This window comes from Rhizorhabdus sp. P4_G6, from assembly GCF_056401045.1.
Window position 1 is genome coordinate 211,620 of the sequence record NZ_JBFUKC010000002.1, and the last position, 23,083, is coordinate 234,702.

Sequence of the window (23,083 nt, forward strand, 5' to 3'; positions counted from 1 at the left end):
TCTGTCAATGATTTAGCTGCAACAGCGGCACCCTTAGCTCGCACCGCGTTCCGCGATCGGTGGTCGCTCCGCTGCTCGTGTGAAACTCGCCCTTCAAGGAGCGCGCCAGCACATCGATCAGCTTCGTACCCGTCCCTGCGGCGCGTTCATCGGTCAGGCCGATCCCGTCATCCTCGATCGTTATCAACACGTCGTCGCCTTCGGGGCGCAGCCACACAGCGACGGCGCCAATGCCGTCCGGGAACGCGTGCTTGGCGGTATTGGTCAGGCATTCGTTGACGATCAGTGCGATCGCCACCGCGCTCTGCGCCGGCATCTGTACGGGTTCCGCGTCGAAGCTGAGCGACACGCCGGCCGGAAGCATGCCTTCGCAGACGCGGTCGCATATCTCGCGAAGATGCTCGTGGAGCAGCACGGTCGAAAGGTCGGCGCTGCTCAGCGCGAGATTCGAATAGGCTGCTGCAAGGGACTGCAGCCGGCCGGCCGCCTGCTTCAATTCGTCGCGCAGCCGGGCATCGGCTTCGCCCGCCGCCCGCGACAGCAGCAGCGAGGAGGCGATCTGGAAGTTGTTGCGCGTGCGGTGATCGACCTCGCGCAGCGCGAGTGACAGCAGCTCGACACGCCGCTGCTTCTCCTCCTGAAGCCGCATCGACGTCGCGCGAAACGAGGCTACCGCCCACACCGTCAGCACCAGCGAGCCAGTGGCGACGAAAAGGCCGATCGCATCCGGAACACTGATCGCGAAATCCCGGCGCGGCGGGATGACGAAATACCAGATCAGCAGCTGGCAGCCTGCCGCCGCCATCCAGCCCGAACGCGCGCCGGCGATCAGGCTGGCAAAGATCACCGCCGGAAAGACAAAGGCATAGGCGACCACGCCGGGCGCGAAAAGATCGACCAGCGCCCGTCCTATGACGGCAAGTCCGATGGCCGCCATCGCGACGACAATGTCGGTCGACAGCTTTGCATTCCGCCCGGCAAGGCCGTGCGGGAGATTCCCGATAAGCGTTATAGTCCCTGCTCCTCAGTGCCTTGCGGTTGCCCGCCCGGCGGTGCCGTTGCCCTAATACGGCAGCAGGATGTTATCCCGCTATCGGCTGCAGCGGAAGCCGTTCCGGTCGCGCGGTCGATTTTTCGTCAGGACGCGATAAGCCCTGCCTTGTGGAGATGTGCTATCGCCTTGGCTCGGATGGCAGCTGCATAACCCAGCCGCGCGAGATAGCCTTGGGGGTCACGGGCGATCGGGGCGCCGATCTTCTCGAGCTGGGACCATGAGGCGCGGGCTCGCGGCAGATCTCCGATCATCGCATAGCCCGCCGCGCTCACCAGATAGAAGCGGCCATGCCGTCCGAACAGCGGCGGCGACATGTGCGACAAGGCTTCGTGGGCGATCCTGTGATCGTCACGGCCGATCGCGAGCAGCAGCAGCGGGGCGTAGAATCGACCGTCCGGATTGTCGTCCAGCGCGATGGCACGGCGGATGAACTGCTCTGCCCGTGGATCGCCGCAGTCGAGCAGATAGACTCCGGCATCCGACAGAAGGGCTGGATCATAAGGCTGCTGCGACGCCGCCCGCAGCGCGAAGGCCACCGCCTGAGAACATGCGCGGCGAACCACCGCGATCCGCGCGCGCGCCGCGTTGCTCCATGGGTTGAGTGGGTCGATGGAGCCGGAAATCTGGGCGTGGCGCTGGGCGGTAAGCAGCAGCGCGGGCCGGTCGCGCGGATCGGTTTCGGAACTCACCATCTTTTCGACGGCCAGCTGCGCCGCCGCCGCCTGCAGTTCGGCGTTGTTCGGATCCCGGTTGGTGCTGCGCTCCACGCATGTGCTCACATGCTCGAGGTCGTCGTCGGTGCGCTCCTTGCGGTAGCGGTGATAGAGCAGCAGGCAGCTATAGCCGGTTGCTTCCTGCCCGCCATGTTCCTGGAGTTCGTGTGCGGCGACGACCCCGGTGACACGGCCAATCGTAGCGATGGCGGGCGCCAGCGCCCGGTCGAGCGCTTCGCTATCGACGCCCTGTTCGGTCGGGATGTTGAAATCGCCCGACCAGATCAATCGATCCGGCGAGAGCCGTGTCAGGCGCAGGAACAGGCGCGGGCGCTCACCGCCGATCAGGTCGGTCGCAAGATGGTAGCGCGCGGGAACGGCAAGCGGATCCGTCGTGCCCGAGCGACGCTGGGCACGGAGGTCATACATCCCGCTCCGGCCGAGACCGTTGATCAGGGTCGCCCGGGCAAGGGTGCCGAGCTCGCCGCTTTTCGCCATGTCGGTAGCGCCGAGTTCGAGCACCGGGCGTTCATGCCCGATGGTCGGCGCGCTGATGTCCATCGGCAGGATCCGGATCAGCGCGGCGGTGCTCAGCAACAGCAGGAGGATGAGCAGTCCGGCCTGGAAGCTGAATGCCAGCGGCGGGATCGGCGGCACCGGCGGCGGTGCAACGGCCGCCTCTTCGGCCGTCGCCTCCACAGGCTGCAGCGTCACCCGATAGCGTCCGCTGGGGATGGTCAGCCGTAGCCCGGAACTAGGGGGCGTCACGCTGTAATAGCTGTCCAGCATCCGGCGGAGCCGGCCGACCTGCACGCGAGGATAGCTGTCTGCCCGCGCGTCATAGTCGGGGGCCCGGCCCAGCCCGTCAACCGCCACGGAATAGGCCTTGAGCTGGTCGCCACGGCCCGCCGCCGTTTCGCCGACCAGGAAGGACAGCAGGCGCTTCATGATCGGGGCACGCGCGAAGTCCGACGAGGCGATCACCGACTGCAGCTCGCGCATCATTTCCGCGCAATGTGTGTCTGAGTCAGGCAGAGGCGTATCCCCACCTAAGCGATCGGTCGCGAGTTCACCCATGTCGCTCATGTCGATGACGGCAGGTAGCGCGAATTCCCGCTGGTGTCACCGGCGATCTCAGCCGAGGCCAGTGCGACGGTGTAACGGTAACAGAGACGGCTAGTCACTGCCCAGCCGCGCGTCTTGGTTGCAGCAGGGATTTAGCAGCGTCATGCTGTCAGCCGTCGGATGGCAGGGCATTCCCCTCCAATAGGATGCCGGCCATCCATATCTGGCGAATTGGCCGATCGCCCTTTTTGGCCCCCACCACCGGGGCGGTCGGCCTTTTCGCGGTCCGGCGCGATGCCGTTATCCAGTGTCAGCCGACGGTGCGGGCAACGGCGAGCCGGCCGGGACGAGATTGACCATCGTACCGCGATATCCGGCCCGGCGGGTAGCGGTGATCGCTCAGGCCGCCGGATTCGCGGCCTGGCCATGCGCTTGGATCGAAGCGGTGATCTCCTCGCGCGTGGGATTGCGGCGCAATGTCAGTCCGCCGTTCACCTGCAGATTCTCGCCGGTCATGAAGCATTCGTCGGATGCGACGAAAACGCAGGCTGCCGCAATATCTTCGGCCGTGCCGACGCGGCCTAGCGGGTAGCCCGGCAGGAAGGCTTCGGCGAGACCCGGAATGGCCATGGCATCGGCCGTCATGGGTGTCGCGGTGAGGCCTGGCGAGATCGAGTTTACCCGGATGCCGCGCGATCCGAATTCGTGCGCGGCGACGCGGACGATGTGATCCGTGCCCGCCTTCGCGCCCATATAGGCGGCGTGGTCGTTGAGCATGATCTTCGCCGTCGCGGAGCTGATCTGGATGATCGATCCGCCCTGGTCCATCGCGCCGATCATCGCCTGCATGAACAGGAACGGCCCCTTGAACTGAAGCGCGCTCATCTGATCGAACTCTTCCTCGGTGGTTTCGAGGAAGCCGGTCAGGAGACCCCATCCGGTGGCGTTGATGGCTATGTCCAGTCGCCCGAGCCTTTCCTTCGCCTCGGCCGCCAATGCGAAGACCTCGTCACGCCGCGTAATGTCGCAGCGCATGGCATGCCCGCCGATCTCGGATGCAAAACGCTCGAGCTCATCCATCTTGCGGCCGGCGACGGCGACGGCGGCGCCTTCCTGGACGAGGCGGCGGGCGATCACCTGCGCCATGTTGTCGCGATTGGCAGCGCCGAGAATGATCGCGCTCTTACCCTGTAGTCTTCCAGCCATGCCGATATCTGCCTTTCAAACCATGTGGCCGGCGTTGCGCCGGCGTCTTCTGTCGCGGATCGGCGAAGCGCAATCTTGAGCCTTGGCGATGAGCAGTAGAAGTTCTGCCATCCGCGTCCTGCCTGGTCGCGGCATGAGGCGCACGGAAGCGGATTTAATTTACAGTAGGATATGGGCCGCTCCGACGGGAACTGATGATTTGCACAGGTGCGCTGTGCGGAATGTCGCCAACTTCACTCCGAAAAGTGAATATGCAGACTGCGCGGCGAGCCCATCGTTCGAGGCCTGCCGCTGGTCGCTATTTGTTGCCCGTACAGGCTGGCAGGCCGGCTTTCGCCCCGAACGAGTGGCGGCCGACCATGCGCCGAGCGGCCATGGCTGACGTGCAATGGCGATGGCGCCTCTTCCGACCATTCGGGGGATCGGTGGGCGATAAACGCTGCGGATCAGCTGAATTACAGATGCCCCAGACCGGCAGTATCGAGATGCCGATGCCGACAAGCCGACATATAGGTCAGCGGTTCAGGAGGTGGAGGCCCGAGCCGGAATCGAACCGGCGTGCAAGGATTTGCAGTCCTCTGCGTAACCACTCCGCCATCGGGCCAGCGGAGCGCGGCAATGGCGGTAGGGGGCTGGAATGTCAACCATGATCGGCGCGATCGTCGCGATCCAGCGGGAGCTAATCGCGCTTGGCGGTGATGCAGTGACGCGGTAAAGCCTTGAACCTCGCCCTGCTGTATTGTAGGGATAAGACACTAATATCGGGAAAGCCCAGTGACCGAGCAGAATTTCGAGCAGATGCGCCGAGCCATGGTGGCCAGCCAGCTCCGGACGACCGGAGTCAACGATCCGCGCGTGGTCGCGGCGATGGGCGAGGTGCCGCGCGAGCGTTTCGTGCCGGCGGACAAGGCGGTGCTCGCTTATGCCGATCTGGCGCTGCCGATCGGTGCCGGGCGCGAGCTTAGCCCGCCGATGGTCACCGGGCGGCTGTTGACCCAGGCCGACGTGTCCCCGGGCGATAAGGCGCTCGTGGTCGGCGCGGCGACGGGCTATACGGCGGCGCTGCTCGAGAAGCTGGGTGCGGAGGTCGTCGCGGTCGAGGAAGACGCCGAACTGCTCGCGCTGGGCAAGAAGAACGTGCCGGGCGCGACCTGGGTCAAGGCCGCGCTTCCGGCCGGCAGCAAGAAGGGCGCTCCCTATTCGCTGATCCTGCTCGACGGCGCTGTCGAGGAGGTGCCGCAGGCGCTGATCGACCAGCTGGCCGATGGCGGCCGGCTGGTGGGTGCGCTGATCGATCAGGGCGTCACGCGGCTCGTCTCCGGCGTCCGCGCCGGCCGCGGCTTCGGCACGACTTCCTTCGCGGATGCCGATGCCGCTCGTCTGCCCGGCTTCGCCAAGCCTGCCGCCTTCAGTTTCTGACAGGGATGTATTCGGTGAAGTTCAAGTTGGGGGGCGCGGTGCCAGTGGCCCGCTGGAGTGTTTCGATCGCTGCGATGATGATCGCCGGCCTTCCCGCAATGGCCTCCGCCGACACGCTGCGCGACGCGCTCAGCCAGGCTTACGCGTCCAACCCGACATTGACCGGCGCGCGCGCCGGGCTGCGCGCAGTCGACGAGAATGTCGCGATTGCCCGCGCCCAGGGCCTGCCGGATGTTAGCGCGACCGCGAGCTACAACAAATTCGTCAAGCGCTCGGCCAACAGCTTCACTTCGCCCAAGGAGGCGCTCGGCGGCTCGGCGACCGTTACCGTGCCGCTCTATGAGGGAGGGTTCGTGCGCAATTCGGTGCGCGCGGCCAAGGCGCGGGTTCAGCAGGGCCGCGCAAGCCTGCAGGCCACAGAGGGCGACGTGTTCACCAACGCCGTTGCCGCTTATATGGACGTGATCCGCGACACCGCGATCGTCGATCTCAACGCGGGCAATGTGAAGGTGCTCGAAACCGACCTTCAGGCGAGCCGCGATCGTTTCCAGGTTGGCGACCTCACCCGCACCGACGTCGCCCAATCGCAGGCGCGGCTGGCCGGCGCGCGGAGCAGCCTCCAATCTGCGCAGGCGCAGCTCGACGCCAGCCGCCAGGCCTATCTCGAAGTGGTCGGCAAGTTCCCCGACAATCTGGAGCCGCCGCCGCCGCTGCCCGGCCTTCCAGCGATGTCCGAGGAAGCGGTCGATGTGGCGGTGGCCAACAATCCCGATCTGGCCGCAGCGCGCCAGGCGTCCCGCGCCGCCGATTACGACGTCGGCATCGCCCAGTCTTTGAGGATGCCGCGCCTGTCGGCATTTGGAACCGGCGACTATACCGACTATCGCGGTACGCTGGCCGGCGGTGCCGCGGGCGTGAAGCAGATCGACAAGACCGCGACGCTGGGCGTGCAGGCGCAGATCCCGATCTTCCAGGGCGGTGAGCCCGGCGCGCGCGTTCGCCAGGCGCAGGCGCGCAAGAGCCAGGCGATCGAGGCGCAGACTGCGGCCGAGCGCGCGGTGATCGCCGACGCGCGCACCGCCTTCTCGCGCTATCAGGCGTCGCTGGGCGTGATCGACTCATCGCTGGCCGCAGTGTCGGCCAACGAACTCGCGCTCGAAGGCGTTCGCGCCGAGCAGGGGGTCGGCACCCGCAACGTGCTCGACGTGCTGAACGCCGAGCAGGAACTGCTCAATGCACGGTCCACGCTCGTCTCGGCCAAGCGCGACGCCTATGTGGCCGGTTTCGCCCTGCTGGCGGCGATGGGGCGTGCGCAGGCCAAGGATCTCGGGCTCGACGGCGGCTCGCTGTACGATCCCGTCGCCAACTATACGCGGGTCCATAACCGCATTTGGGATTGGGACAGCGATCCCAAGCCGAAGTCGGTCGCGACATCGACGCTCGGCCAGCCGAGCTTTTCCGCGGTCCCACCGCACAGCCCGGTGGCAAGCCCCGAGAAATAGCTTATATCGGGCGCATGGCCGATCCGCGTTCCGAACCCTCGATGGAAGATATACTGGCTTCCATCAAACGCATCATAGCCGACGATCCGCCGTCGCCCCAGCCGCAGGCGGCTCCGGCGGCGCCCCAGCGCGCGGCGCCAGTGCCGCAGGCGGGGCCGGCTGCGTCGATGGGGGCCGGCCAACCGGCCCCCGCGCCGATTCCCTCCTGGCCCAGGCGCAGCGAGCCTCCGTCCGCCGATTCGATCCTGGAACTGACCGATCGTGCGCCCGAGCCCTTCGCGCCGCCGCTCGAGCCACTGCCCCAGCCGTCGGCCCAGCCATCGCCCCAACCGGTGCAGCGCGCCGTCGACCGCCTGCGCCGCGCCGAGGCCGAGATGCCGCAGCCGGCGCCGCGCCCGGTCCCGCGCGACCTGATGCCGCGCACCCCGGCTCCCCGGCCCAGCGGGGGCGATGTGACGCTCGACGCCTTGGTGCGGGAGATGCTGCAGCCCCTGCTCTCCGAGTGGATCGACAGGAACCTGCCCGACATGGTCGAGCGGCTGGTGCAGGCCGAGATCCGGCGAATGACCGAAAAGGACGGATAACCCGGCCAGTGTACCACCTCGCTGACACGGTGCTTGGCGCTGCGCGGCAACTGGTTTAGTCCCTGTCCATGCAGAAACTCCCGCTCCTGGCCCTTGGCCTCGCCGCGGGCATTGGCGCAGCCGCGCATGCCCGCCCGCTCACGATCAACGACGTGGCATCCTTCTCGCGCATCGGCGCCGCCGACGTGTCGCCGGACGGACGCTGGCTGGTCTGGGACCAGCGCGAGACCGATCTCGCCGCGAACAAGGGCCGAACCGATCTATGGCGGCTCGATCTGTCGAAGAAAGGCGCCCTTCCCGAAAGGCTCGCCGCCGATCCGGCGGTCAATGAGGCTTCGCCGGCATTCTCGCCGGACGGGCGCTGGGTGTTTTTCACCGCCGACAAGGGCGGGAAGGGCGGCATCTGGCGGGTTGCCATCGCAGGCGGCGAGCCCGAGCTGGTCGCTGGCCAGGACGTCGACGGCTTCAGGATCGCGCCGACCGGCGACAGGCTGCTGGTGTGGGCGGCGCGGCCGGTCGGCGCGAAGTCGCTGGCTGACACCAAGCCCGCCGCGACCGGTGGCAGCGCGCGCACCTATGATGGTTATTTCATCCGCCATTGGGACACATGGAGCGATGGCCAGCGTTCGCAGATCTTCGTGCTGCCGCTGGCCGACGGCAAAGCCTCGGGCAACGGCGTGGCGATCGAAGGCGGGCTGGTCGGCGACACGCCCTCCAGGCCCTTTGGCGATGGCAGCGAGATCGCCTGGAGCCGCGACGGAAGGACCGTCTATTTCGCGCTTCGCGAGGCGGGCACGACCGAGCCGCTGTCGACCAACCTCGATATCTTCGCGGCTCCGGCCGATGGTTCGACGCCGCCCGTCAACCTGACCGATGCCAATGACGCGACCGATACGCTGCCGACCGTGTCGCCCGACGGAAAATGGCTCGCTTATGCGGCGATGAAGCGGCCTGGCTATGAGTCCGACCGGCTGGTGATCCAGCTGCGCAATCTTGCGACCGGCGAGGTCAAGCCGCTGACCGAGGGCTGGGACCAGTCACCCGCAAGCCTGACCTGGAGCCATGACGGCACATCGCTGTATGTGACCGCGCTCGATACCGGCGACGAGCCGCTATTCGCCGTGTCGGTCGCGAACGGCAAGGTGACCAGGCTCACCGGCGCCGGCACCGCCGGCGGCGTGCTCGCGACGCCGAAGGGTTATGTCTATACATTAAACAGCCTGACCGCGCCGGCCGACCTCTACGCCGCGATCGGCAAGGGCAAGCCAGTGCGGCTGACCTCGGTCAACAAGGACAGGCTCGCCGGCATCGACATGCCCGGCATCGAGCATTTCAGCTTCAAGGGCGCCAATGGCGACATCGTCTGGGCCTATGCGGTCAAGCCGGCCGGATTGGCAGCGGGAGCGAAGGCGCCGATCGCCTTCCTGATCCATGGCGGACCGCAGGGCTCGTTCGGCAATGGCTGGTCCTATCGCTGGAATCCCGCGGTGTTCGCGGGGGCTGGCTATGGCGCGGTGATGGTCGATTTCCATGGCTCGAACGGCTACGGCCAGGCCTTCACCGACGCGATCAACCAGGACTGGGGCGGCAAGCCGCTGGAGGATCTGAAGCTCGGCCTCGCCGCGGCGACCGCCCGTTACAGCTGGCTCGACGGCGGCAACGCCTGCGCGGCGGGCGGCTCCTATGGCGGCTATATGACCAACTGGATCGCCGGCAACTGGCCCGATGGGTTCAAATGCCTGGTGACGCATGCCGGCGTGTTCGACGCCCGCGCCATGGCCTATGAAACGGAGGAGCTGTGGTTCGACGAATGGGAGCATGGCGGCCCCTATTACGAGGTCCCGCAGAGCTATGAGAAGTGGAACCCGGTCAATCATGTCACTACGTGGAAGACGCCGATGCTGTTTATCCATGGCGAGAAGGATTTCCGCATCCCCTATACCCAGGGCATCGCCGGCTTCACCGCCGCCCAGCGCCGAGGCGTGGAATCGCGGCTCGTGATATTCCCGGACGAGAACCACTGGATCCTCAAGCCCCGGAACAGCATCCAGTGGTATGACGAGGTGCTCGGCTGGATGGACAAGCATGTGAAAAAATAGAGCGGTTCTGTTCGAGCGATGTCGCGGACGCATGTCGAGCGGAGCCGGAAGCCCTCACTTCGTTCGGGCGTGCTCCTCGACTTCGCTCAAAGCGAGCGGCAGGGGATAGGAAAATAGGATTATGGGGTGGCGCGGTGCAGCATTCCCCCGCTAAAGCCACTGCCATCATGACGATAGACAAGACGTTCGACCCCGCAGCCATCGAGGCGCGCTGGTATGCCTACTGGGAAGAGCAGGGGCTGTTCCGCCCGGAGCGCCCCGATTCAGAGCCTTATACGATCGTCATCCCGCCGCCCAACGTCACCGGCAGCCTGCACATCGGCCATGCGCTCGACGATACGCTGCAGGACGTGCTGATCCGCCACGCCCGGTTGAAGGGCAAGGACGCGCTGTGGGTGGTCGGGACCGATCATGCCGGCATTGCCACCCAGATGGTGGTCGAGCGGCAGCTCAACGCCGCCGGCCAGAAGCGCACCGATTTCAGCCGCGACGATTTCATCGCCAAGGTCTGGGAATGGAAGGAAGAGAGCGGCGGCACGATCACCCGCCAGCTTCGCCGGCTCGGGGCGTCGTGCGACTGGGCCAATGAACGCTTCACCATGGACGAGGGTTTTTCCAAGGCCGTCCTCAAGGTGTTCGTCGATCTCTACAACCAGAAGCTGCTCTATCGCGACAAGCGGCTGGTGAACTGGGATCCGGGCCTCAAGACCGCGATCTCCGATCTCGAGGTCGAGACGCGCGAGATCGCCGGCAAATTCTGGCATTTCAGCTATCCGCTCGCCGATGGCAGCGGCGCGATCTCGGTCGCGACGACACGGCCCGAGACGATGCTCGCCGACATGGCCGTTGCGGTGAACCCTGAGGACGAGCGCTACAAGGCGCTGATCGGCCGACAGGTCAGGCTGCCGATCACCGGCCGGCTCATCCCGATCGTCGCCGATGAGCATGCCGATCCCGAGCTTGGCTCGGGTGCGGTGAAGATCACGCCGGGGCACGACTTCAACGACTTCGAGGTGGGCAAGCGCGCGGGCTTCAAGGCCGGCGAGATGCTCAACATGCTCGATGGCGAGGCAAAGGTCGTCCAGACCAGCGACGGGCTTATCCCGGCCGGCTATCTTGGCCTTGACCGGTTCGAGGCGCGCAAGCAGGTCGTCGAGGCCATCGACGCGGCCGGCCTGCTCGAGAAGATCGAGGATCGCACCATCCAGACGCCTTATGGCGACCGCTCGGGCGTGGTGATCGAGCCGTGGCTGACCGACCAATGGTATGTCGATGCGGAGACGCTGGCGAAGCCGGCGATCGAGGCGGTGCGCTCGGGCGCGATCCGCGTGGTGCCCGAAAGCTGGACCAAGACCTATTATAACTGGCTCGAGAATATCCAGCCCTGGTGCGTGTCGCGCCAGCTTTGGTGGGGCCACCAGATCCCGGCCTGGTATGACGAGGATGGCCAGGTCTATGTCGCCGAAGACGAGGCTGGGGCGCAGGCCCAGGCTGGCGGTCGGAAGCTGACCCGCGACGGTGACGTGCTCGATACCTGGTTCTCGTCGGCGCTGTGGCCGTTCGGAACGCTCGGCTGGCCTGACGCGCCGCTCCAGAGAGAACCGTTCGTGCCGAGCGAAGTCGAGACACGGTCTTCGAGCGAAGGTTCCTCGACGTCGCTCGGGACGAACGGAGCGGGGAAGTCTCTCCTGAGCCGCCACTACCCGAACGACGTGCTGATCTCGGGCTTCGACATCCTGTTCTTCTGGGACGCGCGGATGATCATGCAGGGGCTGCACTTCATGGGTGAGGTGCCGTTCAAGACGCTGTACCTGCATGGCCTGGTGCGCGCCGCCGACGGCTCGAAAATGTCGAAGTCGAAGGGCAACACCGTCGACCCGCTCGGCCTGATCGACAAGTATGGCGCGGATGCGCTGCGCTTCACGCTGACCGCGATGGAAAGCCAGGGGCGCGACATCAAGCTCGATGAGAAGCGCGTCGAAGGCTATCGCAACTTCGCGACCAAGCTGTGGAACGCCGCGCGCTTCGCGCAGGGCAACGGCATCGGCGCGTCGACCAGCCTCGAAGCGCCCAGGGCCGAGCTCGCGGTCAACCGCTGGATCATCGCCGAGACCGTCAAGACGGTGCAGGCGCTCGATCTCGCCATCGCCGACCTGCGCTATGACGAGGCGGCGAATACCATCTACCACTTCGTCTGGGCGAGCTTCTGCGACTGGTATATCGAGCTGACCAAGCCGCTGCTGGCCGAGGGCGCGGACGAGGCGCAGGCCACCGAGACCCGCGCGGTCGCCGGCTGGGCGCTCGACCAGATCCTCGTCATGCTCCACCCGTTCATGCCGTTCATCACCGAGGAGCTGTGGCATGCTCTTGGCGAGCGGGCCTACGACATCATCGTCGCGAAGTGGCCGATGGCTGACGCGCGGGCGATCGATCCGGCGGCGCAGCAGGAAATCGACTGGCTGATCCGGCTGGTGAGCGAGATCCGCACTGCGCGCACCGGGCTCAACGTGCCGCCCGGCGCCAGGCTCAAGGGCTATGCGCGTGGGGCGAGCGATGCTACAAGGGCGCGCCTTGCCGCCAACAGCGCGGCGATCGCCCGCCTCGCGCGCATCGAGGTCGCCGAGGGCGAGGCGCCCACCGGCGGTGCTGCCCAGGTCGTCGTCGACGAGGCGACCTATGTGCTGCCGCTCGAAGGCGTGATCGACCTCGAAGCCGAGCGCGCGCGCCTGGCCAAGGGGATCGCGGCGGCCGAGAAGGAGCGCGACGGCCTCGCCGGACGCCTTGGCAACCCCGCCTTCGTCGAGAAGGCGAAGCCCGAGGCGGTCGAGAAGGCGCGCGCGGACCATGCCGAGAAAAGCCTCGAGGCCGAACAGCTGGCCGCCGCCCTGGCGCGGCTGGGATAGGCGGAGATGGCGGCCCCCAAACGCGATCTGATCGAGGGGCCGATCGGCAAGACGCTACTGCTGTTCGCCATCCCGACCTTGGTGGGCAATGTCCTCCAGTCGCTCAACGCCTCGATCAACATGGTGTGGATCGGGCGCTTCCTGGGCGAGGACGCGCTGGCGGCGACATCCAATGCCACCAACATCGTGTTTCTCGCCTTCTCGCTGTTCTTCGGCTTCGGCATGGCGGCGACAGTGCTGGTCGGCCAGCATGTCGGCCGCAAGGATATCGATGGCGCACGGCGTGCCGTGGGTGCGGCGGCGGCGCTGTTCCTGGCGATCACGATCATCATCGTAGCGCTGGGCACCGGTTTCACCGACAGGCTCCTGCACGCGATGGGGACGCCGCCCGAGGCGGCAGCACTGGCCTCGGCCTATCTCAAGATGATGCTGCTCACCATGCCGTTCAGCTCGCTCAACATATTGCTGATGATGACGCTGCGCGGCGCCGGCGACGCCATGACGCCGCTGTGGTTCATGGTTCTGGCCATCGCCATCGATGCCGGCCTCAACCCCTTCTTCATCGCGGGAATCGGGCCATTTCCCGAACTTGGAATTGTCGGCTCGGCGGTTGCCACGCTCATCGCCAATGTCGTGTCGCTGCTGGGCATGCTGATCGTCGTTTATTGGCGCGACCTTCCGATCCGGCTCCGGGGCGCCGAGTTCCGCTATCTCCTGCCGCAGCCGGCGCTGCTGCGCCTGATCCTGGGCAAGGGCGCGCTGATGGGGATGCAGATGCTGGTGATGACGCTGAGCGCGCTGGTGATGGTCGGGCTGGTCAACCGCGCCGGCGTCTATGCAACCGCGGCCTATGGCGTCGCCTTCCAGCTCTGGAATTACATCCAGATGCCGGCGATGGCGATGGGCGCCGCGGTCAGCGCGATGGCTGCCCAGAATATCGGCGCCGGGCGCTGGGATCGGGTGGGCGCGATCACGCGCGGCGGGTTGGTCTATAATCTTCTGCTGACCGGCATACTCGTCGTACTCGTCACCTGGTTCGACCGTCCCATACTGAGCCTGTTCCTCGGCGCGGACAGCCCGGCGATGGCGATCGCACAGCATATCCAGCATCTTGCGGGCTGGAGCTTCCTCTTCTCGGGCATGACGCTGGTGCTGTTCGGCACCGCGCGCGCCAATGGCGCGGTGGTGGGGCCGCTGGTCATATTCTTCCTCGGCCTGTTCGTCTGCCGGATCGGCTTCGCGCTCGCGGCCCACCAATGGCTGGGGTTCGATGCCCTGTGGTGGGCGTTTCCCTTCGGTTCGGTCCTCACCTGCACCATGGCGTGGGCATATTATGCGCGCGGCAGCTGGAAGAAGGGCGTGCTCGCCGATAGGGCGGAGAAGGCGGAACTGGTGGCCGTCTGATCGGTCGGCAGCGCGATCAATCGCGCCGCGGCGCGATGACGGAGACCGCCTTCGCCGCCACCCGAGCGGTGCACGGTGTCCTGGCGACCACTTCGCCATCGATCGAGACCTTCATCGGCGGCACCGTTTCGATATGGATCTTCTTGCCGCGATATTCGATCGTCGTGTCCTTGCGGGCCTGCAGCCTGAGATAGCTGGTGAACCAGCTCCAGCCGAGGCGTGCAGCGGAGCTTCCTGTCACCGCCTGCACGACGATCTCCCCGCTTTCCGGATCGGCCTCGTCGACCAGTTCGACACCGCCATGATAAGGGCCGTTGGCGATCCTGACCTCAAGCGCTTCTATCTCCTCGCGCACGCCGTCATGGGTGACGATCAACCGAAACGACTTGAACCTCATCGACTGGTAGGTGGCCCATAGCAGATAGCCGACCCGGCCGAGCGCCTTCTTCAGCAGCGGCGGGATATGATCGCCGATCTTGGTCGACAGGCCGATCGCCGCGCAATTGCAATAATAATCGCCATCGATCACGCCGAGATCGATGCGGCGCGGCTCGCCCGCGGTGATGACGTCGATCGCGCCGTCGATATCGAGCGGGATTTCCAGCGACCGGGCGAAGCTGTTGGCGGTGCCGAACGGCAGCACCGCGAAGGTCGTGTCGGTGCCCACCAGATGATCTATGGCCGAGGACAGAGTGCCGTCGCCGCCGCCCATGATCAGCATCGGCGGCTTCCTGGCCATCGCGTTGCGGACGATCTCCGAAAGCGTGCCCGGCTTGTCCACCGCGATGGCTTCGATCAGGTCGATGCCGGCTTCGCCAAGCCGGGTACAGGCGGTCTCGAACTGTTTGCGGCCCTGGCGAGAGAGGGCATTGACGATGAGGATCGCCGAGCGTGGCGTAACTATCTGGTCGGTCATGCGGCTATGGAACGCGCCACATGTTGTTTCGGGCGCAGTTCTCTCCCCGGAAGATGAATAGGCGGCGGACTCAGCGTGCTTTGCGCCCGTCGCGCGCAGCCGCTAAAGCACGCGCATGACTCACGCTTCCTATCCCGCGCTTCGCCTGCGCCGCCCGCGCCGCCACGGCTGGAGCCGCGCCATGTTTGCCGAGAACGTCCTCACGCCCGCCGATCTGATCTGGCCGCTGTTTATCGCCAATGGCGATGCGGAGGAGCCGATCGCCTCGCTGCCAGGCGTTTCGCGCTGGCCGCTCGGGCAGGTTGCCGAACGCGCCCGTGAAGCGAAAGCGGCGGGCATCCCCTGCCTGGCGCTGTTTCCCAATACGCCGCGCGCGCTGCGCAGCGACGATGGCCGCGAGGCGCTCAACCCGGATAATCTGATGTGTCGCGCGATCCGCACGATCAAGGACGCAGTCCCGGATGTCGGCGTGCTCACCGATGTCGCGCTGGATCCCTATACCAGCCATGGCCATGACGGGCTGGTCGACGCGAGCGGCCATGTCCTCAACGATCCCACCAGCGAGGTGCTGGTCGCCCAGGCGCTGGTGCAGGCGGAGGCGGGCAGCGATATCGTTGCGCCTTCCGACATGATGGACGGGCGGGTCGGCGCGATCCGCGGCGCGCTGGAGAGCGGCGGGCATGTCGACGTCCAGATCATGTCCTATGCCGCCAAATATGCCTCCGCCTTCTACGGCCCGTTCCGCGACGCGGTCGATACGCGCGGGCTGCTGAAGGGCGACAAGAAGGGCTATCAGATGAGCCCGGCCAATGCCGAGGAGGCGCTGCGCGAAGTGGCGCTCGACCTGGCCGAAGGCGCCGACAGCGTGATGGTGAAGCCGGGGCTGCCCTATCTCGACATCGTCCGGCTGGTGAAGGAACGGTTCGAGGTGCCGGTGTTCGCCTACCAGGTGTCGGGCGAATATGCGATGATCGAGCATGCGGTGGCGGCCGGCGCGGCGGATCGCGACGCGATGGTGCTGGAGACGCTGATGGCGTTCAAGCGGGCGGGCGCCTCGGGCGTGCTGACCTATCATGCGCTGCATGCGGCGCGCCTGCTCGGCGCATGATCGAAACCGGCCGGCTGGTGTTGCGCGGCTGGAAAGAGGCCGACAAGGCCCCGTTCCATGCCATGTGCAATGACCCGGCGGTGATGGAATATCTGGGCGTACCGCTGTCGCATGCCGAGATCGATGCGGCGACCGCGCGGCAGAATGCGCTGCAGGCCGAACGCGGCTATTGTTTCTGGGCGGTGGAACGCAAGGCCGGCCGAGACCTTCTCGGCTTCTGCGGGCTCAAGCCGGGGCCGCCGGGTACGCCGCTGGAAGGGCGGATCGAGATCGGCTGGCGCCTGGCCGCCGAACATTGGGGCAGGGGCTATGCGCGCGAAGCGGCGGAGGCGAGCCTGGCCTGGGGCTGGGCCAATCTTGCCGACGACAGCATCTGGGCGATCACCAATATCGGCAACGCCCGATCCTGGGGCCTGATGGAGCGACTCGGCATGCGGCGGCACGCGGATCTAGATTTCGACCTTGACCGGCCGACGCTCGAAGCGCGGCTGAGACCCCATATTACCTACAGCATCGGAAGGCCCACATGAGCGACGGCGCGACTATCCTGACCTTTGGCGGCATCAGCCCGACGATCGACCCCAGCGCCTTCGTCGCGCCTGGAGCGCGGGTGATCGGCGATGTCCACATCGGTGAGGGCGCCAGCCTCTGGTATAACGTCGTCGTGCGTGGCGACGTGAATCATATCCGGATCGGCGCGCGCACCAACATCCAGGACGGCAGCGTCGTCCATGTCTCGACCGCTACCCACCCGACTATCATCGGCGATGACGTGCTGATCGGCCATCTCGCTATGGTGCATGGCTGTACCTTGCATGACCGCGCCTTCGTCGGCTTGGGTGCGATCGTGATGGACGGCTGCGTGATCGAATCCGACGGGATGCTCGCGGCCGGCTCGATGCTGACGCCGGGCAAGCGCATCCCGAGCGGCCAGCTGTGGAGCGGCCGGCCGGCTCGATATATGCGCGACCTCACCCCGGAGGAGATCGCCGGACACCGGAAAGGCGTGGCCGGCTATGTCGAGACGGCGCAGGCGCATCACGCGGCGCTGGAGGCCTAGCTCGTGGTGCCGTTGCCGCGCTTCTTGCGCGGGCCTATCTATGCACGATGACTTTTGAGGGCGCATTTCCATGTCGAGTTACGAAGATCGCCTGAAGGCACTCCGCGAGGAACTGGCGCGGCGCAGGCTCGACGGCTTCGTCGTGCCGCTGACCGACGAGCATATGAGCGAATATGTCGGCGCCTATGCGCAGCGGCTGGCGTGGCTGACCGGTTTCCAGGGCTCGGCGGGTTCGGCGGTGGTGCTGCCGGCTGAGGCCGCGATCTTCGTCGACGGGCGTTATACGCTGCAGGTGCGCGAGCAGGTCGACGGGAAGCATTGGAGCTATGAGTCGGTTCCGCAGACCAGCATTGCCGCCTGGCTGGAAGCCCACGCCACCACGGGCGGCCGCATCGGTTATGATCCATGGCTTCATACCAAGGGCTGGGTGACGGCGGCGCAGAAGGCGCTCGCGACCAGGGGCGCCGAGCTGATCGCCGTCGACACCAACCCGGTCGATGCGATCTGGCCGGATCGGCCGTCGCCATCGGCCGCGCGGCTCGTGGTTCAGCCGGATGCGCTGACCGGCAAGGCCTCGGCCGCGAAGCGCGCGGACATAGCAGACTGGCTCACCGCGAAGAAAGCGGACAGTGCGGTCCTGTCGGCGCTCGATTCGATCGCCTGGGCGTTCAACATCCGCGGGCAGGATGTCGATCGCACGCCGGTGGCGCTGGCCTATGCCATCGTCCATGCCGACGCGACCGCCGACCTCTACGTCGCGCCCGACAAGATCGATGACGATGTCCGCCAGCACCTTGGCAACGGCGTGCGCCTCCACGCCCGCGAGCAGTTCGAACCTGCGCTGCGGGCGCTGACGGGCAAGACGGTGGCGGCCGATCCGGAGCGGGCGGTGGCCGCGATCTTCGAGGCGCTCGAGGCGGGCGGCGCAGCGTTGATCGAAGAGCGCGATCCGGTCGTGCTGCCCAAGGCGATCAAGAACGAGGTCGAGATCGCAGGGCACAAGGCGGCGCAGGCACGCGACGGCGCGGCGCTCAGCCGCTTCCTGCACTGGCTGTCCGTCGAGGCGGCCAAGGGCGGGCTCGACGAGCTGACTGCCTCCGATCGGCTGCAGGCGTTCCGCGCCGAAACCGGACTGCTCAAGGATCTGTCGTTCGACACCATCTCGGGCGCAGGTCCGAACGGTGCGGTGGTCCATTATCGCGCGAGCGAGGCTACCAACCGCCGGCTCGAGCCGGGCTCGCTCTACCTGGTCGATTCGGGCGGGCAATATCAGGACGGTACCACCGACGTGACCCGCACCGTGGCGATCGGCACGCCGACCGCGGAGATGCGCGATCGCTATACCCGCGTATTGAAGGGCCATATCGCCGTGGCGAGGGCGATCTTCCCCAAGGGCACGCGGGGCGGGCAGCTCGACATCCTGGCGCGGCAGTTCCTGTGGGCGGCGGGGCTCGATTATGCGCATGGCACCGGCCATGGCGTCGGCGCCTATCTGTCGGTCCATGAAGGGCCGCAGCGCATCGCCACCTTCGGTGGCGGCGACGAGCCGCTGCAGCCGGGAATGATCCTCTCGGACGAGCCGGGTTACTACAAGGCCGGCGAATATGGCATCCGGATCGAGAATCTGATCCTGACGGTCGAGCAGGACATCGAAGGCGCCGAGAAGGACATGCTCGGCTTCGAGACGCTCACCTTCGCGCCCTATGAGCGCGCCCTGATCGACGAGGGCATGCTCGATCGGCACGAGATCGCCTGGGTCGACGCCTATCACGCCAGGGTGCGCGAGATCGTGGCGCCGCAGCTGACGGGCGACGCCGCGGCGTGGCTGCACGAGGCGACATCACCGCTGCTTGAAAGCCCCGCCTGGCAGGCATAAAAATTACGCGGCAGGCGCGGCGAGTCGTTGTATGAGATCGACGGCCCGCGCGTCCCAGTTGCGTAGCATGGAGATGGGTCTGACGAGCGAATGAAGCCGTGGCGCGGGAAGATGGCTCGCCTGCTGATCGCGCCGATGGCTTTGCTGGCCGTTGGCGCCGCCGCGCCGCTATGGACGCCGCAGGACGTCGATGCCCGTCTGCTTGCGGCGCATAATGCCGAACGGGTCCGGCTCGGCATCCCGCCGCTGAAATGGAGCGACAAGCTCGCCAGGCAGTCGCTCGAATGGGCGCGGCAGCTGACGCTGATCGACGGGCTCGAGCATAGCGACACCGCCGACTATGAGGATCCCATCGATGGCGAGGAGGGGGAGAATCTCTGGCGCGGTACCAAGGGCTATTACTCGCCCGAACAGATGGTCAACCTGTGGGTCGACGAGCGGCGGATCTTCGTCAACGGGCCGTTTCCGCGCAACAGCACCACCGGCCAGTGGCGCGACGTCGGCCATTATACGCAGCTGGTATGGCGATCGACCACGGAGGTAGGCTGCGCCATCGCCAGCAGCGACGATGACGATGTGCTGGTGTGCCGCTATCTGGAAGGCGGCAATGTGATCGGCGAAAAGCCCTACTGATCCGGATCGTTGCCCGATGCGCCGCCCTTCGCGTCGTCTTGCGCGTTGCGCTCGCCGGTGGCGCGCGCCTGGGCCTTGCGGCGGCGCAGATTGGTGCGCAATGCTTCTGCCAGCCGCGCCGCACGCTCATCCGCGGCAGACGCACCTGATGGAGGAGCAGGCTTCTTCATCGCCGATCGATAGCCATATTCAAAGACAATCGGCAAGCCGCCTTGACGCAGGCCCCGCCATTGTCCATAGGCCCCCGACACCGCCGGGGGAGACCACCCGGCCGCCCGCTTTTCGCAGGCAATGCTGCCGTAGCTCAGTGGTAGAGCGCATCCTTGGTAAGGCTGAGGTCGTGAGTTCAATCCTCACCGGCAGCACCATTTTTTCAATGACTTAGCGACATGTCCCATATTGGGGGCCGCGCCGGGCGGACCGGGGCGGCCGCAATTCCGGTTGCAACGGGTGGTGCCGCGAAGGCGGGACCGGCGACGACCGCCAAGAGGGAAATCGGGAGTGAAATCCAACGCATGACCGAGACTGACAGATCTTACCGGTGCGACCAATCTCGGCGCGACCGGTCTGTCCAGGAAGGATCGGTCCTTCAGATAGACAATGGCCCCGTCCGGTTCCGGACAGGGCCATTGGTAGACTTGTTTTTATCAGAACTTGATTGAACCGGTCACACCGTAGGTTCGTGGGTCGCCCCACTTGCAAGCTGCATAACCGATAGAATTGAGGTTATCGGAGCATCCCAACCTATACGCCTTGTCCGTCAGGTTTTGCACCCAGAACGACAGTGCGAACGGGGACGCAAACAGGTCATTGAACGACAGACGTCCACCGAGAACTCCAAATCCGGGTGCGCCATATACGCCCGCTGACTTAAGACCTTTGGTCTTGGTCCGGTAGGCGTAGTTCATGCTGAGAGCCACCTTCGCGAAGCTCTCCGGGATGAACGGCATGTCGAGGTTGCCGGCCACGCTGTAGGTCGTGCGTGGCACACCGGGAAATTCAATTCCCTTCAGGTTCACACCCGAAGTGAAATCGATGGGGTTGCTGATGCCGATCGGCCCGACGCTCTGAGGCTGCGGGATGACTGAGCCCTTGCCATAGCGTCCGACCTGGTGGGAGAAGCCGAAATCCAGGGTCAGTTCCGGTATCGGCTTGATGGTGCCTTCGACTTCGACGCCCTTGATCGTCGCCTTGCCGACGTTGAAGATCAGAAGGTCGGTGTAGTTCGGTGACGCAACCCCCCCGGGGCAGCTCGGATTCACGCAGAACGCCAGAATGTCCTGAGTCTGAATGTTCCTATATTTGCCGATGAAGCCCGCGATGTTGAGGCGGAACGGAACGGTTCCGATCAATCCCTGATGCTTCAAACCCAGTTCGACGTCGGTGATTTTCTCAGGGTCGAAGAAATTATAGTCAGTATTGACGGACGAGGTGGGCGTGACGCCACCCGCCTTGTAGCCACGCCTGGTCGCCAGATAGGTGAGCGTCTGTGGAGCAATCTGATATTCGAGCGAAGCGGTCCAGGTCAGCGCCTTCCACGAGTGGCTGCCGGTGAGGCTGCACTGAGCGCCGTTGTTCACACCGACCGAAGCCAGCCCGGTACGGTTTTCCTCTGCGCAAAGTGTGGTTGCCGGATTATAGTTCTGGCGAAAAGCGATTGACGGCGAATAGAAATCCTCACCCACCAGGGACTTTTTATCCCAGTTGTAGCGCGCGCCCAAGGTAAGGCGGAGACCTTCCGCTCCCATGCTGGAGAAATCATAGGTGCCTTGCGCGAAGAGGGCCTTGCTGGTGGTCTTGACGTTACCCTCGCGATAATGGCTTCCGACAGGGTAAAGCGAAAGAAACGCGATGGTGAAGAAGGAGTTGACCGATGACTGCTCTTTCTGATGGGAATAAAAACCACCTGCGATGAGCTTGAGGTTGGGGAGCTCAACGATGAACTGGAGTTCTTCGCTCAAAGCCTTGCGTGTGTTCACGTAATGGGTGGTATTGTTGACCAGGGTGCTCGGGAAAACCGGTGGCAGGCCCGGTACGCCAAGTGCAGTCAGCACTGGCGCGACATTGACCTGAAAACCGCCGATGCCGCCGGGATCCTGCTGGTCGATCGCCTTTTCGTGCCGATATCCCAGGATGTTCCTGATGCTGAGTACGTCGCTGAGTTTGTAGGTTGAGGTGTTCGCGGCTCCGTATGATGTCAAGCGCGACGCCAGCGTATTGTACGGATTGACGTTGATGGAAGCGCCAGTGGCGTCGGCGAGAGCCGGCCCGCTGGTCTTGCCAATGCCAGTCTGCGTTGCGAAGTGGAAAGGACTCCCCTGCCGGACGAGCAAGCCGTTGCGCAAGATCGGCGTGGCGCCGGCCAGCGCGCTTTGCTGCCTGACGCCGTCCTGGGTCAGAATGGAGATCAGTCCTGCGAAGCCTGGGGCCGCCGTGGGCGCCGCCTCGATCACGGAGGGCGACGGAACCTCGTTACGATGCAGATAGTCGACGGTCGTGATGCTCTCTAAGCGATCCGTCGGCTGCAGCAGCAGCGTGCCGCGTATGCTTTCATTGCGCCGGTTGCCTGGGTCCTTCTGGCCCGCCAGCGGGTTCTCGAACACCCCGTCCCGCCGCTCGATATTTCCGGCGAGGCGGAGGGCGGCCATGTCGGCCACGATCGGGAGGTTGAGGACCGCAGTCGCGGCCTTGCGGTCGTAATTGCCGTATTCAAGTTCCACCGAGCCGCCCAGGTCGTATGTCGGGCGGGCGGTGGTGAAAACCATCGCGCCACCGAGCGAACTCTTCCCGAACAAGGTACCCTGCGGCCCCTTCAGGGCCTGGACGCTGTCGAGATCATAAAGGGTCAGGCCGCGCGTACTCTGCGGCACGCCATTCACATAGGTGACGACATTTTCGTCGGTATAGAGCTGCTGGCGCTGACCGCGAATGATGAATTCCGGCTGCCCGGGGTAAAGATTGCTCGGCTTGATCTGGAGGTTGGGTACACTGAACTGAATATCAGTGACCGCCCTGACGTTCTTCTGTTTGAGTGCGTCCGCAGAAAGCGCGGTGACGGCGACAGGAACGCGCTGAAGATTTTCGTTGACCCTGCGCGCGGTGACGATGATTTCGCCCAGGCCGCTATCGGCATCGGCCGTTTCCGCTGGCGCACCAGAGGTCGGACCGGCTTCCTGGGCGCTCGCCTGACACAAACCGGCTGTCGCAAAGGCGATCGCTGATGCAGTCGCTAATATTCTGAATTTCGGCATAATGCCTCCCTCTCCCAAAATTACGAGGCCGACAGCATTGTTTTTTTTCTTGGCGCGTGGCTCGTCCGCGATCCTCCACGGTCGCTTCTGCGCCCACCTCGTCCATTCAGACTATGGCTCAACACGGGCATGCATGGCCCGACGCTGAAAATTCCCCCGCCTTAGCTTGCCGCCCGATATGTTCGAGGATGTTTTCGGGCCCGAAACCATAGCGTTCAAGCGCATTCTCGTGGTTGACCCTGCAGGAGGACTGGGTTGACCAGCCTTCTGCGCGGAGCAGTTGTCGCGCC

General features: G+C 65.4%; 17 protein-coding genes and 2 tRNA genes. 12 read left to right on the forward strand and 7 right to left on the reverse strand.

What is annotated here, in order from left to right:
• Positions 1-4: 4 nt before the first annotated feature.
• The 4 genes from AC1DPF_RS03270 to AC1DPF_RS03285 all read right to left on the reverse strand — a co-directional run bounded on the left by AC1DPF_RS03270 (position 5) and on the right by AC1DPF_RS03285 (position 4,642).
• On the reverse strand, positions 5-937 hold the full coding sequence (locus AC1DPF_RS03270; protein ID WP_477959687.1) for a sensor histidine kinase: 933 nt from the start codon (positions 935-937) through the stop codon (positions 5-7).
• A 200-nt stretch (positions 938-1,137) separates the two neighbouring features.
• Positions 1,138-2,772: a tetratricopeptide repeat protein gene (locus AC1DPF_RS03275; protein ID WP_477959689.1), complete on the reverse strand. Its 1,635-nt coding sequence runs from the start codon at positions 2,770-2,772 to the stop codon at positions 1,138-1,140.
• A gap of 459 nt (positions 2,773-3,231) precedes the next feature.
• Complete coding sequence (locus AC1DPF_RS03280) at positions 3,232-4,038, reverse strand: SDR family oxidoreductase (protein ID WP_477869948.1); 807 nt, start codon at positions 4,036-4,038, stop codon at positions 3,232-3,234.
• Positions 4,039-4,568: 530 nt separating this feature from the next.
• Positions 4,569-4,642: transfer RNA gene (locus AC1DPF_RS03285), tRNA-Cys, on the reverse strand.
• 170 nt (positions 4,643-4,812) lie between these two features.
• Here AC1DPF_RS03285 and AC1DPF_RS03290 point away from each other — a divergent pair.
• The 6 genes from AC1DPF_RS03290 (at position 4,813) to AC1DPF_RS03315 (ending at position 13,949) form a co-directional block, all read left to right on the forward strand.
• The gene (locus tag AC1DPF_RS03290) at positions 4,813-5,457 is read left to right on the forward strand and encodes a protein-L-isoaspartate O-methyltransferase family protein (protein ID WP_477959691.1); all 645 of its coding nucleotides are present in this window, start codon (positions 4,813-4,815) and stop codon (positions 5,455-5,457) included.
• 14 nt (positions 5,458-5,471) lie between these two features.
• On the forward strand, positions 5,472-6,959 hold the full coding sequence (locus AC1DPF_RS03295; protein ID WP_477959693.1) for a TolC family outer membrane protein: 1,488 nt from the start codon (positions 5,472-5,474) through the stop codon (positions 6,957-6,959).
• 41 nt (positions 6,960-7,000) lie between these two features.
• Positions 7,001-7,543, forward strand: coding sequence for a DUF2497 domain-containing protein (locus tag AC1DPF_RS03300; RefSeq protein WP_477959695.1), 543 nt, complete (start codon positions 7,001-7,003; stop codon positions 7,541-7,543).
• Between the two features lie 68 nt (positions 7,544-7,611).
• Complete coding sequence (locus AC1DPF_RS03305; RefSeq protein WP_477959697.1) at positions 7,612-9,642, forward strand: dipeptidyl-peptidase 5; 2,031 nt, start codon at positions 7,612-7,614, stop codon at positions 9,640-9,642.
• Between the two features lie 167 nt (positions 9,643-9,809).
• Positions 9,810-12,545 (forward strand): valine--tRNA ligase, encoded by a 2,736-nt coding sequence (locus AC1DPF_RS03310; protein WP_477959698.1) that lies wholly within the window; start codon positions 9,810-9,812, stop codon positions 12,543-12,545.
• A gap of 6 nt (positions 12,546-12,551) precedes the next feature.
• Positions 12,552-13,949, forward strand: a complete 1,398-nt coding sequence (locus tag AC1DPF_RS03315; protein ID WP_477959700.1) for an MATE family efflux transporter — start codon at positions 12,552-12,554, stop codon at positions 13,947-13,949.
• Between the two features lie 16 nt (positions 13,950-13,965).
• Here AC1DPF_RS03315 and AC1DPF_RS03320 read toward each other — a convergent pair whose 3' ends face one another.
• Complete coding sequence (locus AC1DPF_RS03320) at positions 13,966-14,865, reverse strand: diacylglycerol/lipid kinase family protein (RefSeq protein ID WP_477959702.1); 900 nt, start codon at positions 14,863-14,865, stop codon at positions 13,966-13,968.
• 115 nt (positions 14,866-14,980) lie between these two features.
• Between AC1DPF_RS03320 and hemB the strand changes: the two genes are divergently transcribed.
• The 5 genes from hemB to AC1DPF_RS03345 all read left to right on the forward strand — a co-directional run bounded on the left by hemB (position 14,981) and on the right by AC1DPF_RS03345 (position 19,542).
• Positions 14,981-15,973, forward strand: a complete 993-nt coding sequence (gene hemB, locus AC1DPF_RS03325; RefSeq protein WP_477959704.1) for a porphobilinogen synthase — start codon at positions 14,981-14,983, stop codon at positions 15,971-15,973.
• Positions 15,970-16,503, forward strand: a complete 534-nt coding sequence (locus AC1DPF_RS03330) for a GNAT family N-acetyltransferase (protein WP_477959706.1) — start codon at positions 15,970-15,972, stop codon at positions 16,501-16,503. The genes hemB and AC1DPF_RS03330 overlap by 4 nt, the downstream gene beginning before the upstream one ends.
• A complete protein-coding gene (locus tag AC1DPF_RS03335; RefSeq protein WP_477869968.1) occupies positions 16,500-17,033 on the forward strand; it encodes a gamma carbonic anhydrase family protein in 534 nt (177 codons plus the stop codon). Before AC1DPF_RS03330 ends, AC1DPF_RS03335 begins: the two co-directional genes overlap by 4 nt.
• Before the next feature lie 70 nt (positions 17,034-17,103).
• Positions 17,104-18,909, forward strand: coding sequence for an aminopeptidase P family protein (locus AC1DPF_RS03340; protein ID WP_477959708.1), 1,806 nt, complete (start codon positions 17,104-17,106; stop codon positions 18,907-18,909).
• Positions 18,910-19,020: 111 nt separating this feature from the next.
• Entirely contained in the window at positions 19,021-19,542 is a 522-nt protein-coding gene (locus tag AC1DPF_RS03345) for a CAP domain-containing protein (RefSeq protein ID WP_477869972.1), read from the forward strand.
• Here AC1DPF_RS03345 and AC1DPF_RS03350 read toward each other — a convergent pair.
• On the reverse strand, positions 19,536-19,712 hold the full coding sequence (locus AC1DPF_RS03350) for a hypothetical protein (protein WP_477869974.1): 177 nt from the start codon (positions 19,710-19,712) through the stop codon (positions 19,536-19,538). The two genes, AC1DPF_RS03345 and AC1DPF_RS03350, sit on opposite strands and share 7 nt — an antisense overlap.
• Positions 19,713-19,835: 123 nt before the next feature.
• On the opposite strand from AC1DPF_RS03350, the gene AC1DPF_RS03355 reads away from it, so the two are divergent.
• Positions 19,836-19,910 (forward strand) — tRNA-Thr (locus AC1DPF_RS03355).
• Positions 19,911-20,189: 279 nt separating this feature from the next.
• Here AC1DPF_RS03355 and AC1DPF_RS03360 read toward each other — a convergent pair.
• Positions 20,190-22,793 carry a TonB-dependent receptor gene (locus AC1DPF_RS03360; protein WP_477869976.1) on the reverse strand — a complete coding sequence of 868 codons (2,604 nt, stop codon included), beginning with the start codon at positions 22,791-22,793 and terminating at the stop codon, positions 20,190-20,192.
• Between the last annotated feature and the right edge of the window lie 290 nt (positions 22,794-23,083).

Excerpts from the sequence above, each read along its gene's own strand:
- AC1DPF_RS03305 (WP_477959697.1), top strand. The coding sequence starts at position 7,612 with ATGCAGAAACTCCCGCTCCTGGCCCTTGGCCTCGCCGCGGGCATTGGC.
- AC1DPF_RS03270 (WP_477959687.1), bottom strand. The coding sequence starts at position 937 with ATGGCGGCCATCGGACTTGCCGTCATAGGACGGGCGCTGGTCGATCTT.
- AC1DPF_RS03310 (WP_477959698.1), top strand. The coding sequence starts at position 9,810 with ATGACGATAGACAAGACGTTCGACCCCGCAGCCATCGAGGCGCGCTGG.
- AC1DPF_RS03315 (WP_477959700.1), top strand. The coding sequence starts at position 12,552 with ATGGCGGCCCCCAAACGCGATCTGATCGAGGGGCCGATCGGCAAGACG.
- AC1DPF_RS03350 (WP_477869974.1), bottom strand. The coding sequence starts at position 19,712 with ATGAAGAAGCCTGCTCCTCCATCAGGTGCGTCTGCCGCGGATGAGCGT.
- AC1DPF_RS03360 (WP_477869976.1), bottom strand. The coding sequence starts at position 22,793 with ATGCCGAAATTCAGAATATTAGCGACTGCATCAGCGATCGCCTTTGCG.
- AC1DPF_RS03340 (WP_477959708.1), top strand. The coding sequence starts at position 17,104 with ATGTCGAGTTACGAAGATCGCCTGAAGGCACTCCGCGAGGAACTGGCG.
- AC1DPF_RS03280 (WP_477869948.1), bottom strand. The coding sequence starts at position 4,038 with ATGGCTGGAAGACTACAGGGTAAGAGCGCGATCATTCTCGGCGCTGCC.
- AC1DPF_RS03335 (WP_477869968.1), top strand. The coding sequence starts at position 16,500 with ATGAGCGACGGCGCGACTATCCTGACCTTTGGCGGCATCAGCCCGACG.
- AC1DPF_RS03345 (WP_477869972.1), top strand. The coding sequence starts at position 19,021 with ATGGCTCGCCTGCTGATCGCGCCGATGGCTTTGCTGGCCGTTGGCGCC.
- hemB (WP_477959704.1), top strand. The coding sequence starts at position 14,981 with ATGACTCACGCTTCCTATCCCGCGCTTCGCCTGCGCCGCCCGCGCCGC.
- AC1DPF_RS03320 (WP_477959702.1), bottom strand. The coding sequence starts at position 14,865 with ATGACCGACCAGATAGTTACGCCACGCTCGGCGATCCTCATCGTCAAT.
- AC1DPF_RS03330 (WP_477959706.1), top strand. The coding sequence starts at position 15,970 with ATGATCGAAACCGGCCGGCTGGTGTTGCGCGGCTGGAAAGAGGCCGAC.
- AC1DPF_RS03275 (WP_477959689.1), bottom strand. The coding sequence starts at position 2,772 with ATGATGCGCGAGCTGCAGTCGGTGATCGCCTCGTCGGACTTCGCGCGT.
- AC1DPF_RS03300 (WP_477959695.1), top strand. The coding sequence starts at position 7,001 with ATGGAAGATATACTGGCTTCCATCAAACGCATCATAGCCGACGATCCG.